Source organism: Shimia sp. R11_0, assembly GCF_017744035.1.
In the GTDB taxonomy this organism is placed as follows: Bacteria; Pseudomonadota; Alphaproteobacteria; order Rhodobacterales; family Rhodobacteraceae; genus Shimia; species Shimia marina.
Map to the genome: position 1 here is coordinate 505,247 of NZ_JAGHQY010000001.1, position 12,196 is coordinate 517,442.

At 59.2% G+C, this 12,196-nt stretch carries 14 protein-coding genes; 7 read left to right on the top strand and 7 right to left on the bottom strand.

Annotation, left to right across the window (positions count from 1 at the left end):
- Positions 1 to 9 precede the first annotated feature (9 nt).
- Together J7382_RS02295 and J7382_RS02300 are read right to left on the bottom strand one after the other, a co-directional pair.
- On the bottom strand, positions 10 to 894 hold the full coding sequence (locus J7382_RS02295) for a LysR family transcriptional regulator (protein WP_209066824.1): 885 nt from the start codon (positions 892 to 894) through the stop codon (positions 10 to 12).
- Between the two features lie 138 nt (positions 895 to 1,032).
- Positions 1,033 to 2,097 (bottom strand): pyridoxal-phosphate dependent enzyme, encoded by a 1,065-nt coding sequence (locus tag J7382_RS02300; protein ID WP_209066826.1) that lies wholly within the window; start codon positions 2,095 to 2,097, stop codon positions 1,033 to 1,035.
- Between the two features lie 397 nt (positions 2,098 to 2,494).
- On the opposite strand from J7382_RS02300, the gene J7382_RS02305 reads away from it, so the two are divergent.
- The 3 genes from J7382_RS02305 to J7382_RS02315 are packed head-to-tail and all read left to right on the top strand — an operon-like array spanning position 2,495 to position 4,715.
- Positions 2,495 to 3,199, top strand: coding sequence for an ABC transporter permease (locus tag J7382_RS02305; protein WP_058238609.1), 705 nt, complete (start codon positions 2,495 to 2,497; stop codon positions 3,197 to 3,199).
- Positions 3,193 to 3,912: an ATP-binding cassette domain-containing protein gene (locus J7382_RS02310; RefSeq protein WP_209066828.1), complete on the top strand. Its 720-nt coding sequence runs from the start codon at positions 3,193 to 3,195 to the stop codon at positions 3,910 to 3,912. Before J7382_RS02305 ends, J7382_RS02310 begins: the two co-directional genes overlap by 7 nt.
- Positions 3,909 to 4,715: a substrate-binding domain-containing protein gene (locus J7382_RS02315; RefSeq protein WP_209066830.1), complete on the top strand. Its 807-nt coding sequence runs from the start codon at positions 3,909 to 3,911 to the stop codon at positions 4,713 to 4,715. The genes J7382_RS02310 and J7382_RS02315 overlap by 4 nt, the downstream gene beginning before the upstream one ends.
- Positions 4,716 to 4,752: 37 nt before the next feature.
- On the opposite strand, the gene J7382_RS02320 is transcribed toward J7382_RS02315, so the two are convergent.
- Genes J7382_RS02320 through J7382_RS02335 form a run of 4 tightly spaced genes read right to left on the bottom strand, consistent with a single transcriptional unit; the run spans position 4,753 to position 7,219 of the window.
- Positions 4,753 to 5,232, bottom strand: coding sequence for a DUF6505 family protein (locus J7382_RS02320; protein ID WP_058238984.1), 480 nt, complete (start codon positions 5,230 to 5,232; stop codon positions 4,753 to 4,755).
- Positions 5,232 to 5,957: a biotin/lipoate--protein ligase family protein gene (locus J7382_RS02325; protein ID WP_209066832.1), complete on the bottom strand. Its 726-nt coding sequence runs from the start codon at positions 5,955 to 5,957 to the stop codon at positions 5,232 to 5,234. Before J7382_RS02325 ends, J7382_RS02320 begins: the two co-directional genes overlap by 1 nt.
- The gene (gene apbC, locus J7382_RS02330; RefSeq protein WP_209066834.1) at positions 5,954 to 7,018 is read right to left on the bottom strand and encodes an iron-sulfur cluster carrier protein ApbC; all 1,065 of its coding nucleotides are present in this window, start codon (positions 7,016 to 7,018) and stop codon (positions 5,954 to 5,956) included. The genes J7382_RS02325 and apbC overlap by 4 nt, the downstream gene beginning before the upstream one ends.
- A complete protein-coding gene (locus J7382_RS02335; RefSeq protein WP_058238604.1) occupies positions 7,019 to 7,219 on the bottom strand; it encodes a DUF6494 family protein in 201 nt (66 codons plus the stop codon).
- An 88-nt stretch (positions 7,220 to 7,307) separates the two neighbouring features.
- Here J7382_RS02335 and J7382_RS02340 point away from each other — a divergent pair, with 88 nt between their 5' ends.
- Complete coding sequence (locus tag J7382_RS02340; RefSeq protein ID WP_209066835.1) at positions 7,308 to 8,063, top strand: hypothetical protein; 756 nt, start codon at positions 7,308 to 7,310, stop codon at positions 8,061 to 8,063.
- Here the strand turns inward: J7382_RS02340 and J7382_RS02345 are convergent.
- A complete protein-coding gene (locus tag J7382_RS02345; RefSeq protein ID WP_209066836.1) occupies positions 8,057 to 10,039 on the bottom strand; it encodes a 4Fe-4S binding protein in 1,983 nt (660 codons plus the stop codon). The genes J7382_RS02340 and J7382_RS02345 overlap by 7 nt on opposite strands.
- Before the next feature lie 324 nt (positions 10,040 to 10,363).
- On the opposite strand from J7382_RS02345, the gene J7382_RS02350 reads away from it, so the two are divergent.
- The 3 genes from J7382_RS02350 to J7382_RS02360 are packed head-to-tail and all read left to right on the top strand — an operon-like array spanning position 10,364 to position 12,182.
- Positions 10,364 to 10,921 carry a DUF3305 domain-containing protein gene (locus J7382_RS02350; protein WP_209066837.1) on the top strand — a complete coding sequence of 186 codons (558 nt, stop codon included), beginning with the start codon at positions 10,364 to 10,366 and terminating at the stop codon, positions 10,919 to 10,921.
- The gene (locus J7382_RS02355) at positions 10,918 to 11,577 is read left to right on the top strand and encodes a DUF3306 domain-containing protein (RefSeq protein ID WP_209066838.1); all 660 of its coding nucleotides are present in this window, start codon (positions 10,918 to 10,920) and stop codon (positions 11,575 to 11,577) included. The genes J7382_RS02350 and J7382_RS02355 overlap by 4 nt, the downstream gene beginning before the upstream one ends.
- A complete protein-coding gene (locus tag J7382_RS02360; protein ID WP_209066839.1) occupies positions 11,574 to 12,182 on the top strand; it encodes a molecular chaperone TorD family protein in 609 nt (202 codons plus the stop codon). Before J7382_RS02355 ends, J7382_RS02360 begins: the two co-directional genes overlap by 4 nt.
- Positions 12,183 to 12,196 lie beyond the last annotated feature (14 nt).

The following is a 12,196-nucleotide window of genomic DNA, read 5'->3' on the forward strand; positions in this document are numbered from 1 at the left end:
CAAAAGTTATCACCCTCCAAGATTGAGGACGCGACGTAAAGCTTCAACCGTGGAGAGGCCTGGCAGCCGGTGTGGCGTCACCAGACTGACGTCTTTTTCAACCGTCGGATCACCAAGGGGGAGGGCCGCAATGCCTTTTCTGTCCCCAAGCCCCTCGAGCAGGCTTTCGGGAATCACCGTCGCTGCCACCCCGTTGGCCGCCATCAGGAGCGACGAGGTAAACTCGCTGGTTTCGGCAATCACGGAAGGCAGGAGGCCAGCCTCGCGAAAGACCAGATCCAGAATGCGCCGGTTCTGCATGCTTGGGTCGAGCAGGCTGAGCGGCAGTTCTGCGGCTTCTGCCCAACTGGCGGTGCCAGCGAGACGGGGGGCGAGTGTTTTGGGGGCCACCAGCACGTAGCGTTCTTCATAAAGATGCTCGACGCGCATCATTTCGGGGGAGACGCCTTCGCCATAGGTGATGCCTGCATCAAAAACGCGTTTTTCCAGCCCTTGCTGAATGGTCAGTGACGAGGCGGTTTGCAGACGCACGGTGATGGCGGGATTGCCGGCACGCAATTTGCCAATAGCCTGTGCGGCAAAGCCCACAGCGGTGGGAATCACCGCCAGCGAGAGTTGCCCGGTGACCTCACCGCCAGCAGAGCGGAATTCCTCTTCGAGCAGTTTGACACTGTCCATGATTTTGCGGGCGTGCCGCACCAGCGCTTCGCCTTCTGGTGTGAAGCCCTGAAACCGGTTGCCACGTTTGACGATGGCCGCATCGAGCCGCTCTTCGAGTTTGCGAATGCGCATGCTGAAGGCTGGTTGGGATACGCCGCATTCTTCGGCGGCGCGTGCGAAATGGCCATGGCGCGCCAGAGAGGACAGGAATTCGAGATCTTTTAAGCTGATCACTGTGCGGCCCTCTTTTCGCAGGATTGGCTTCACTCTGTAGCGGGTTTGTGGCCACCGTGCCAGTCTTGCCGGTTTGGCGCGTGGGAGAGTGGCGCGTGCTGGACCGGTGAGGGGACCGGCCCAGCAGAGGGGGGCGGGCTACAGCTGGGCGCTGGGCGTGGAATGTGAGAGCGCGCGTTCTTTGTCGCTCATGTCTTCGGCCACACCCTCAAACAGCGGGGTGGACAGGTAGCGCTCGCCGGTGTCGGGCAGCATGACCAGAATGTTGCTGCCTTCGGGTGCATCCTGTGCCACTTCAATTGCGGCTGCCAATGTAGCACCGGCCGAAATGCCTACGAAGATGCCTTCTTCTGCGGCAAGACGACGAGACCATACGATGCCGTCTGGTCCGGGTGTTTTGATCAGGCGGTCATAGCCCTTTTTATCCAGCGCTTCCTGAAGTACCCATGGGATGAAATCCGGGGTCCAACCCTGAATGGGGTGCGGTTCAAAATTCGGATGGCTTTCGGTGGCCTGATGCGCTTCGTTGCGGCTGTTGATGTAGCCTGAATCCACAAGCGCCGCATTGGCGGGTTCTGACAGGATGATCTTGGTGTCTGGGCTTTCGCGGCGCAAGAGGCGCGACACGCCGGAAAGTGTGCCCCCAGTGCCGTAGCCGGTGACCCAGTAATCCAGCGAAGTATCGGCAAAATCAGCGAGGATTTCGCGCGCGGTGGTGGTTTCGTGCATGTCGGCATTGTCTGCGGTTTCAAACTGGCTTGCGAGGAACCAGCCGTTGGCCTCTGCCAGCTCTTTGGCCTTGGTGTACATGCCAAAGCCTTTCTGCGCCTTTGGTGTCAGCACGACCTGCGCGCCGAGAAAGCGCATCAGGCGGCGGCGCTCAACAGAAAAGGCTTCAGACATGGTGATGACAAGCGGATAGCCTTTGGCGGCGCAGACCATGGCCAGACCAATGCCGGTGTTGCCAGAGGTGGCTTCAACCACGGTTTGCCCCGGTTTCAGGCGGCCGTCTTTTTCGGCGGCTTCGATGATGTTGAGCGCCAGACGGTCCTTGACGGAACCTGCGGGATTGGCGGCTTCGAATTTTACAAAGAGGTTCACATGGGATGGGGCGATCCGGTTGAGACGCACCACGGGTGTGTTGCCCACTGTGTCCAGAATGCTGTCGTAACGGCGTCCGCGCCCTTCGGTCTGTCGGGTCATTTTTGTTTCCTCGATCAATGCGTTGGTTGATCTTAACCTAAGACCCCTGACGTGGTGGGGGTAGGTGTTGGGCACAGGGGGCTGCAATTAAGAACAGCGATTGGAGCCGTGGAGATTTTGGTCAATCCAGTCCTGTGCACGGCGTCGGATTGGAACATTTCAGCGGCACCGCGCGCGATCATGAGATTGCTGTTCTTGCACCCATGCCGGTCCTGACGGACAGAATGACGCGGATGAAGCTGAGACGCAGGACAATTTGTGCCATTTTGTGAGGGCGCGATTGGGCTGGTGCATTTTTCTTCCGTGACGGCTTGCCAAGCCCTAGAAATAAAACAATCACGGGAAGACGCCTGTTGGGTGACAAGAGGCGGCGAGGGAGGCACCACAGTACCTATCTATGAATGAGATCCTGTCCGGTCTGCTGCAGGCAGGCCAAATGATACTCACATTGGATCCCGATCTCATCGAGATCTCCCTGCGGTCATTGCAGGTGACGTTGAGCGCGGTGTTTGTGGCCTCTTTGATTGGCCTGCCTCTGGGCTGCTGGTTGGCTGTGCGCCGGTTTCGATTCCGCCGGATTGTGATTGCCATGCTCAATGCCCTTATGGGGTTGCCGCCGGTGGTTGTGGGGCTGATCGTTTATATTCTGCTATCGCGGTCCGGGCCATTTGGCGTCTTTGGGCTGCTGTTTACGCCCACGGCGATGATCATTGCGCAGGTGGTGATCCTCACACCGTTGATTGCCTCGATCAGCCATCAGGCCATCCGGGATCTCTGGGCGGAGTATCATGATCTGTTGATTTCGCTGAATACCACACGACGCCAGCGCATTCTCACGCTGCTTTGGGATGGGCGGCGGGCCCTGCTGACCGCATCACTGGCCGGGTTTGGCCGTGGCATTGGTGAGGTTGGGGCGATCATGATCGTGGGGGGCAATATTGACCACGCCACACGGGTGCTGACCACGGCGATTTCGCTGGAGACAGGGAAGGGCAACTTTGCCCTCGCTCTTGCGCTGGGCTTTGTGCTGATTGGGCTGGCGGTGGCTGTCAATCTGGTGATCCACATGCTGTCGCGCACGGAGGTGAGTGGGCGATGGTAGGGTCTATTCTCCCCCTAAAGGTGGAAAACGCGGTTGTGCGCCGTCGGGGCAAAGTCTTGCTGGGGCCGGTGAGCACGCAGGTTGCCACAGAAGGCTTGTCGATTGTGATGGGGCCTAACGGGGCGGGCAAAACCACCTTGCTGCGCATGTTGCATGGCATGGAGCGTCTGGCGCGTGGCGGGCGGTTGACGTGGCAGGTGCCCGAGCCGCAGGCGCGCGCCGCGCAGGCTTTTGTGTTTCAGGCACCGATCATGATGCGGCGCAGTGCCCTGGACAATGTGGTCTATCCCTTGATCGTGCATGGCGTGGCACGCGCGCAGGCGCGGGCACGGGCCGCAGAGTGGCTGGCGCGGGTTGGGTTAAGCGACAGTGCCGACAAACGCGCCACGGTGCTCTCTGGGGGGGAGCGCCAGAAAATGGCGCTGGCACGGGCGTTGATCCGCGATCCGCAGATCCTGTTTCTGGATGAACCCTGTGCCAATCTGGATGGGCAGGCCACACGCGAGTTTGAAGAGATTCTGCGCGGCGCGCACGCGGGTGGGACACGCATTGTCATGTCCACACATGATGTCGGACAGGCCCGCCGCCTCGCAGAAGACATCTGGTTCATCCATCACGGCCACATTCTGGAAACCACGCCGGCCGATCAGTTTTTTGAAAATCCAACATCCAAGGAAGCGCGCGCATTCCTGAAGGGAGATATTGTCGAATGAAACTTGGAACGATTATTGCGGCGACGCTTTTGTGCTGTAGTGCTTTGACGGCGCAGGCAGAGAGCATGAAGATGGCCGTGACCACGTCTTTCCATAACTCGGGGCTGGCTGATGTGCTCTTGCCAGAGATCGAGGCAGATCTGGGGCTGGAGGTTCAGCTTTTGGTGGTGGGTACCGGTCAGGCTCTGCGACTGGGTGAGGCTGGAGATGTGGATGCCATTCTGGTGCATTCCAAAGCCTCCGAAGAAAAGTTTGTCGCCGCAGGCTATGGCACGCATCGTCGCGAAATCATGTATAATGATTTTGTCTTTATCGGACCGTCTGAGGATCCGGCACAGATCAAAGACGCGCAATCCGCAACGCAGGCTTTGGGCCTGATTGCTGAGGTGCAGGCCCCCTTTGTCAGCCGGGGCGATGACAGTGGCACGCACAAGAAGGAGCTTTCTTTGTGGGCCGCGGCGGGGGTGGATGCGGAACAGCGCGATGTGGCGTGGTACAAGGAAGCAGGCGCGGGTATGGGCGCGTCGCTCAATACCGCATCGGGGCTGAACGCTTACATCATGAGTGACCGTGCGAGCTGGCTTAAATTTGGCAATAAGGGGGCCTTGGCCCTGCTTTATGCCGGGGATCCGGCGCTGTTCAATCAATATGCCTATTTGCCGGTCAACCCTGACAAACACCCGCATGTGAAGTCGGATCTGGCACAGAAGCTGGAAACCTGGCTGGTGAGCCCGCGCGCGCAGGCCCTGATTGATGGCTACACGCTGGAAGGCGGGCGGCTTTTCACATTCAACGCCGAGTAAAATGACAACGGCGCGCCAAATGAGCGCGCCGTTTTTGTCAACTGTCTGGTGTGGCGTGGATGGCGAATTGCTCCAGATCTGCGTCCGCCGGTGCGATGGAGCGGAACTGTTCTTTCACCCCGGCTTCGGTCAGTTCGCGCGCGACGGTGAGTAGCGTGTTTGGGTCATGATCCGCGCAGAGCTCTGACATATGTGCCAGTTCTTCTGCGGCGACCGGGAGAGCGGCCTCAACAGAGGGGGCGCCGTAGACCTCTACGAAATGCTGCGCCAGTTGTGTGGTGAGCGCCTCCAGTTCCGCAGGCTCAATGCTGGTGACGGCCACAAATGTCACACGGCCAAAGGTCTCGACCCCAAGCCAGCCATTTGAAAACGCCTGGCGGGCTTTGCCGGTCAGATCGGCCTCGGACCAGTTGGAGAACTCAAAGCCGCCGCTGATAGCCCATTCGCCGGTGCGCGCGGGATTGAAAAAGATGCGTTGATCGCTTTCGTCAAAGTGAATGGCACGCGCCAGCAGCATCATGTCGTTCCTTCCAAGAGATGGGTGAGCGGCAGCAGGCGGGTTGTTTCGCCGCTGCGCAGGAGTGCGCCGAAATGTTCATCGGTGCCTAGAAAAGTGCCGGTTTCAGGGGGGTCAGAGAGCGGCCAGTTCACCTCTTCCCCTAGGTCATGGGCAAGGCCGCGCCATTCTGTGGCCAATGGTTTGAGCCCCTCTTCCTCCATGCGATTGATCCAGACGAGGCTGTGGCGCACCCATGCGCTGAGCAGATCATCGGTGCGGATGTCCACACAGCCCTCCTCATAGAGAGCTGTATCATCCGGGGTGATGCCCGGCGTGTCGGCATTGGCGGGAACGAGGGGCAATTCCAGTCCCACCACAATCCAATCCGGTTCCGCCGCCGGATCTTGATGGGAGGCGGCGATGCGCAGGCGGCCGCAGCGCGCGCCATTGACCCGGATGGTGCCCGGCCATTCCAGATGGACACCGACCTCCGGGGGCGCCAGTGCGCCAAGCGCGTTCTGAAAGCCGATGGCACAGCTGATCAGAACGGGCATGGCCGCGCGCAAGGGCACCTCGGGGGCAAACACCATCGCCGCCCGGATCTGATCCGCCGCAAGGTTGTACACCACAAGCCCCGCGTCACAGCCCATGATGGCCTGTGCCTGTGCTTTGGCAAAGGGATCCGCCGTGCCCGTGAGGGCCATGCCATGAAACAGCGGCGGGAAGTGTACTGTGTTGCTCATGCGTTGCCGTCGGTGATCAATTGGCGCGCCAGTGTGCGGAAGGCCTGTGCCTGTGCAGAGTCTGGTTCAGAGACCACAATTGGTGCGCCCCCGTCTGCGGCGACCCGAATGTTGAGCGACAAAGGAATTTCGGCCAGCAGAGGCACGCCGAGCTTGTCGGCCTCTGCCGCAACGCCGCCATGGCCAAACACATGTTCTTCGTGCCCGCAGTTGGAGCAGACATGTGTGCTCATGTTCTCGATCATGCCCACGATGGGGGTGCCGAGTTTCTCGAACATGTTGATGCCTTTGCGCGCATCCAGCAGGGCAATGTCCTGAGGGGTGGAGACCACCACCGCGCCGGTTAGCTCTGCCTTTTGGGCGAGGGTCATCTGCACGTCCCCTGTGCCCGGAGGCAGATCCACGATCAGCACATCCAATGCGCCCCATTGCACCTGTGTGAGCATCTGTTGCAGCGCCCCCATCAGCATGGGGCCACGCCAGACCACTGCCTCTTCTTCACGGGTCATCAACCCCATGGACATCATAGTCACGCCATGGTTGCGCAGTGGCAGGATGGTTTTGCCATCCGGGCTGGCTGGACGGCCGGAGACGCCCAGCATGCGGGGCTGGGACGGGCCGTAAACATCCGCATCCAGCAAGCCCACGCGCCGCCCTTCGGCGGCCAGCGCAACAGCAAGGTTAGCGGAGACCGTAGATTTGCCAACGCCGCCCTTGCCGGAGGCCACGGCGAGAATGCGATCGATTCCGGGGATCTTCTGTGGCCCCTTGGGCTCTGCTGGACGTGCAGCTTTAAGATCCGGTGGCGGTTTGGTAGCGGCATGTGCGGTCATCACGATGGAGACTTTGGAGACACCCTCCAGGGCGGAGAGCCTGTCTTCGATCTCCACTTTGATCGGCTGCATGGCCTGGGCGCGGGCCGGATCGATTTCCATCACGAAACGCACTTCGCCAGCCTCAACGGACAGAGCGCGTACCATGCCGCTGGCCACCAGATCGCTGCCTGTGGCGGGATCGGTGAAGCCTTTGAGGATGCTGAGAACTTCGTCGCGGTTCGTCATTTAATCACGTCCTTTGATCTGGCCAGTGACCACATGTTCCATGTCGATTCCATCAATCGTCAGGGTCATCTTGGCTTCAAATGTCTGTCCCGCAGTGGTGTCGCTTCCGGCCGCGCGCATGGCGTCCTCAATGGCCTGCTGGCTTGTCACGCCAACCTGCTTGAGAAATTTGCGCATGCTCATGTTGAAGTCATCGCTCATCTGGGGGGAGTCCTTTCCTGGAGTGGGCGCCGATCGCCCCATGTTGACGTAAGGCAAGCGCCGCGCCTAGGCTTGGGGGATGGGTTTTTTGAGAATTCTGTACCAAAGTCTGTCTGCCTACGGGATCAGCTGTGCCCTTGCTTCGGCCGGCTGGGCCGAAGGCAAGGCCACGGAGCTGTTTGTGGCAGAGGATCTGCGGGACACGGGGTTGATTGCATACATCTTGCCCCGGTTTACGTTGAAACATGGGGTTCGGGTCACGATTGTTGATGACACAGCTGAGGCCGCAGGGATGTTGCATGTCGAGGGGAGCACACCTGTGTTCTCCCAAGCGGATGTCACCTATGGTTTGACGGTGACGGATGTGGCGGATCCGCATATGGCGCGTTTTGCGCAATGGCTGACTGGTGAGGTCGGGCTGCGCACGGTTGTGAGCTTCAAACCGGACGGTGAGGCGCTTTTTGCCCCGCCCGTTGCGCCACAGTCCACTTCTGAGGATGTGGTCATTGAGGGGGATGCCAATCGTGGTGCGCAGCTGGCATTGCAGGCCTGTGGGCGGTGTCATGTGGTTGGCGAGATCAATCAGATGGCGGGCATCGGTTCCACGCCCAGCTTTGCTGTGCTGCGCAGTCTGGAAGATTGGATGGAACGTTTCACCGCTTTTTATGCCTTGAACCCACATCCGGCTTTCACGGTTATTCCGGATGTGACCTTGCCCTTTGACGAGACACGCCCCTCCCCGATCAGCCCGGTGCGGCTGACCTTGGAAGAGTTGGAGAACATCGTGGCCTATACCGCCACGATTGTTCCGGCGGATTTGGGCGCCCCCATTGCGCATCAGTGATCCCGGCGTTTGCTGAAGTAATCGTCGCTGGTGCGGGTGGCGGGGCGTTGTCCCGCAGCGAAGGGATTGTTGTCCTGATGGAACTGTGCGTTCACACGGCAATCGTCACACATGCGTATCATCTTGGCGGCATCGGATGTGGCAAACATCGGGTGTTTGCCTTCCAGCTTTTCAATGATGCGCTCGATGGTGGATTTCACGCCAAAGGGAGTGCCACATTCGATACAGTCAAAAGGCTCTTCTTCATGCACGATCTGCTGTGACAGCGCGCTGTCAGACGGATTAAACTGCGGCACCAATGAAATGGCGTTTTCTGGACAGACCTGTGTGCAGAGACCACATTGCAGACAGGCATCTTCCTGAAACCGTAGTTGGGGTTTGTCAGGATTGTCTCCCAACGCGCCAGCGGGGCAGAGGGAGGCACAGGACAGGCAGAGTGTGCAGGTGTCTTTGTTGACCTGTACGCTGCCGTATGGTGCGTTCTCAGGTAGAGCAAAGGCAGTGCTATCGTCCCGCAACGCTTTGACGGCGAGACGTGTGACCTGACGCCGATTGCCCAGCGGCAGGACGGGGTTGGTGCGCAGGGCAACGGGATGTGCCGTGTAAAGCAGATCACACAGGGCCGTGGGATCCTGCGGTTCAATCAGGCGCAGCCTGTCTGGCGCGCCCGAAAGTGCCTGTGCGAGCTGCATTTCGCTGTCCAAGGCACCTCGGTCTGTTGTGGGGGCGACCAGAATATCCACGCTGGCAAAACCGCTGGCCAATGCCGCCAAGGTTTCTGCATGACCAAAGCCGCTGATCCGTTCGAGATCCAGTGGGATCACCGCAGCGGGCAGGCCCCTCTCATGCCGTGCGGCCAAAGCGATCATTTCTGCCCCGAAGTTACGGTCATGCACGAGCAGGCGCGGGGCGATGCCCCCTGCGGCACGGTAGGCGTCTGCAAGGGCGTGCAGGCGCGCAAAGATCGCGCTGGTGGGCGGGTCGTCATAGGTGATCGCGCCTGAGGGGCAAAGCGCCGCGCAGGAGCCACATCCGGCACAGATATTGGGATCTATATCGACGTGGTTGCCCGCAGGTCGGATCGCGGAGGTTGGGCAGACATCGAGACATTTGGTGCAGCCGGTTTGTTCGGCGCGCGCATGTGCACAGATGCTTGGCTCCAGAGAGAGATAGAGCGGTTTTTCAAAGGTGCCAACAAGATGGGAGGCTTCAAGGATGGCTGCAGCGACCGCTGGCAGGCTCTTGGGATCTGCCTTCAGATAGCCTTCGCGCTTTTCCGGTGCTGGAACCAGAGCTGGTGCGCCGCGCAGATCGAGAATGATGTCACAGATCGTGTTTGCGCCATCGCGCGCCTCTCCAAAGCGCAATGCGCCGCGCCCGCTTGGATCAAGCTGTTGCAGCGCATCAATCTCGACCGCGAAGTTGCCAAGCGCGCCGGTCACGCGTTTCACGTGGCCTGCGACAACATCATAACGGCGTTCTTCTGGGGCGGTTGTTCCGGAGGGCAACAGCACGGTGACACTGAGAAAATCCTGCAATTGATCGGCGGCGGCCAAGGCGACATCCGGCGCACCCAGGATCAGGCACTGGCCTTCAGAGGTGATATCAAATGTCTTGGTCTGGGCTTGCGGGCGTAACGCATCTGCCAGCAGGGCCGCCATTTTAGGGCCAGCCTGTGCGGCTTCATCTGACCATCCAGCCCGGTCTCTCAGATCGACAAATTGGGGCGTTTGTGTCTCAAGCTCTGCGGCGAGTTCGACAAAGAAGTCCTGTTCTTGCTGGCAGGCAATGAGGGCATTCTCCCCACCACCTGCGGCGGTGATCAAATCCGCAGCCGCTTGTGTCTGCGTGGTGCAGAGCCCGCTGTGTATTTTGGAGCAGGTGATCTCGCCCTGTGCGGTTGGATGTGCGGTTAGGTGGGCTGTGTCCAAGTTCATGCTATTGGAACAATTACACAAAATCAGTGTCTTGGACATATTTGGCTCCCGAGGGTGGCTGTGTTTCTGACGCTTAGGTGTTTCAGAAATGCACGAATTCTCAGCGGCGTAAAGTCCCGAGGCCTGCTGTTTGGGCGCGTTGCATGCTGCGCAAAAATCCTAGTGATTCTATGGGTCTTTGCGGCTTGTGGACATTCTGTCCTTACGGAAATTAAGCGACTCTTTGGCTGGATCAAAATGTCCAGATTTCAGCGCGTTTCGGAACGGTTTTGCGTTTTCCTTTGGCAAGGCGGGTCAAAGGGCAGAACATGGTCTCACCTGCAAAAAAATATTCTGCGCAGGTCTGGGAGGAAGCAAGACTTCATGCGCCAAGCGCCGGTTTCATTGCCTTTGGGCATCGTTATCCGCAGAACACCCTCGGCAAGCCGATGGGTGCCATTTTCGTGGAAGGTTGTAGCGGTTATCCCCGGTGCGGCGCAGGCGGACTGGCAGGTGTTGCGCCAAGAGGGCGATGTTGTGGAATTTCACGCGGCAACCGTGCCTCTGGAGCTTTGGCATACGGATACCGAGGCCTATTTGGCCTCTCTGTCTGCGCGCGTGCCCTCTGTTGGGGTTGTGATGCGGGAACAGGACGGTCCGAGTGGTGAACATCCTTATGATGTCTTGTTGGCCACAGTCTCCGCTTATGAATTTCAGGATTATGCTGACAGTGGTGAAGAGCTGCTGGAGCTCGTGCCGATGCCGGAAGGTCTGGTGGCTTTTGTGCGGGACTTTGTGGAGGCACATCACGAAGAAGAGGTGTTTGTAAAACGCCGCCGCGACAAGAAGCGCATGGATTTGGTGGAAGACGGGCGCGGGGATGCACGTATTTCCCAATTGTCCGATGTCTATCGCGCGCCGCGCAGCGGGAGGCCGCATTGAGCCGGGGCGGAGATTTCTGGGCGCGCCGGAAGGCGGCCGTCGCGGCGGAGGCTGAAGCGGATACGCGTGCGGAAGCCGCCGCAACGCTGGAGGCGCAGCACGCGGCGCTTGAAGAGAAAAGCGATGCCGAAATTCTTGAGGAACTGGCGTTGCCGGATCCTGATACACTGGCGCAGGGGGATGACTTTTCGGTTTTTCTGGCCAAAGCGGTGCCTGAGCGCATTCGTCGCCGCGCCTTGCGTAAGCTTTGGCTGTCCAATCCGGTGCTCGCCAACGTTGATGAGCTGGTTGATTACGGCGAAGACTTTACTGACAGTGCGATGGTCGTTGAAGGCATGCAGACGGCCTATCAGATCGGCAAAGGCATGTTGAAACATGTCGAAGAAATGGCGCGTCAGGCTGAAGAAAAAGCCCAATCTGAAGAAAACCTGCCTGAAAGCGATGTGTCTGAGGATGAGGACGCGCCCCTGGAGGCCGTGGCAGAGGTGGAGTTCGAGGCAACGCCGACGCCTGTCTTTTCTGTGGCTGCACCCACAGACAATTTTGAAACTTCAAAAGATGAGACGCCAGACCCGCAGGAGAGTGCGCCTGTGCGTCGGCGTTTGCGGTTCACTTTTGCCGCAGCAGAGACCACGGAAGAAAGGGCCCAGCCATGAGCCAAGCCGCACCTGAATTTGAGGTAGCTGAAGAAGATCTGCTGCGTGCGGATCTTTATGATTTTCTCGCCGCTTTGTTTGCCAATCCACCGGGTAAGGCGGTGTTGGCGCAGGCTGCTGCTCTTGGAGGAGACGAAAGCGCCTTGGGGCAGGCCATTGGAACTTTGGCACGGGTGGCACAGGCGACCAATGAAAAAGCTGTGGAGCGCGAGTTTAACGCGCTGTTCATTGGGCTTGGGCGCGGTGAGCTGATGCCTTTTGCCTCTTACTATCTGACGGGGTTCTTGAACGAGAAACCTTTGGCCACCTTGCGTGCCGATATGGGCGCGCTGCGCATCAGTCGCGCGCCAAATGTCTATGAGCCTGAAGATAACATTGCCAGTCTGCTGGAGATGATGGCGGGCATGATCCGGGGGCGCTTTGGCGCACCGGTGCCCCTGACCCGGCAGAAAGATTTTTACTTTACCCATATCGCGCCCTGGGCCGAGCATTTTTTCACAGATCTCGAAGCTGCGCAGAACTCGGTCTTTTATGCGCCGGTCGGCACGGTGGGCAAAGCGTTTCTGGAGATTGAAACACAGGCGTTCCGCATGGGGGCGGAGTGAACGTCAACTGACAC

Excerpts from the sequence above, each read along its gene's own strand:
- J7382_RS02300 (WP_209066826.1), bottom strand. The coding sequence starts at position 2,097 with ATGACCCGACAGACCGAAGGGCGCGGACGCCGTTACGACAGCATTCTG.
- J7382_RS02305 (WP_058238609.1), top strand. The coding sequence starts at position 2,495 with ATGAATGAGATCCTGTCCGGTCTGCTGCAGGCAGGCCAAATGATACTC.
- J7382_RS02310 (WP_209066828.1), top strand. The coding sequence starts at position 3,193 with ATGGTAGGGTCTATTCTCCCCCTAAAGGTGGAAAACGCGGTTGTGCGC.
- J7382_RS02315 (WP_209066830.1), top strand. The coding sequence starts at position 3,909 with ATGAAACTTGGAACGATTATTGCGGCGACGCTTTTGTGCTGTAGTGCT.
- J7382_RS02320 (WP_058238984.1), bottom strand. The coding sequence starts at position 5,232 with ATGCTGCTGGCGCGTGCCATTCACTTTGACGAAAGCGATCAACGCATC.
- J7382_RS02325 (WP_209066832.1), bottom strand. The coding sequence starts at position 5,957 with ATGAGCAACACAGTACACTTCCCGCCGCTGTTTCATGGCATGGCCCTC.
- apbC (WP_209066834.1), bottom strand. The coding sequence starts at position 7,018 with ATGACGAACCGCGACGAAGTTCTCAGCATCCTCAAAGGCTTCACCGAT.
- J7382_RS02335 (WP_058238604.1), bottom strand. The coding sequence starts at position 7,219 with ATGAGCGATGACTTCAACATGAGCATGCGCAAATTTCTCAAGCAGGTT.
- J7382_RS02345 (WP_209066836.1), bottom strand. The coding sequence starts at position 10,039 with ATGTCCAAGACACTGATTTTGTGTAATTGTTCCAATAGCATGAACTTG.
- J7382_RS02350 (WP_209066837.1), top strand. The coding sequence starts at position 10,364 with ATGCGCCAAGCGCCGGTTTCATTGCCTTTGGGCATCGTTATCCGCAGA.
- J7382_RS02360 (WP_209066839.1), top strand. The coding sequence starts at position 11,574 with ATGAGCCAAGCCGCACCTGAATTTGAGGTAGCTGAAGAAGATCTGCTG.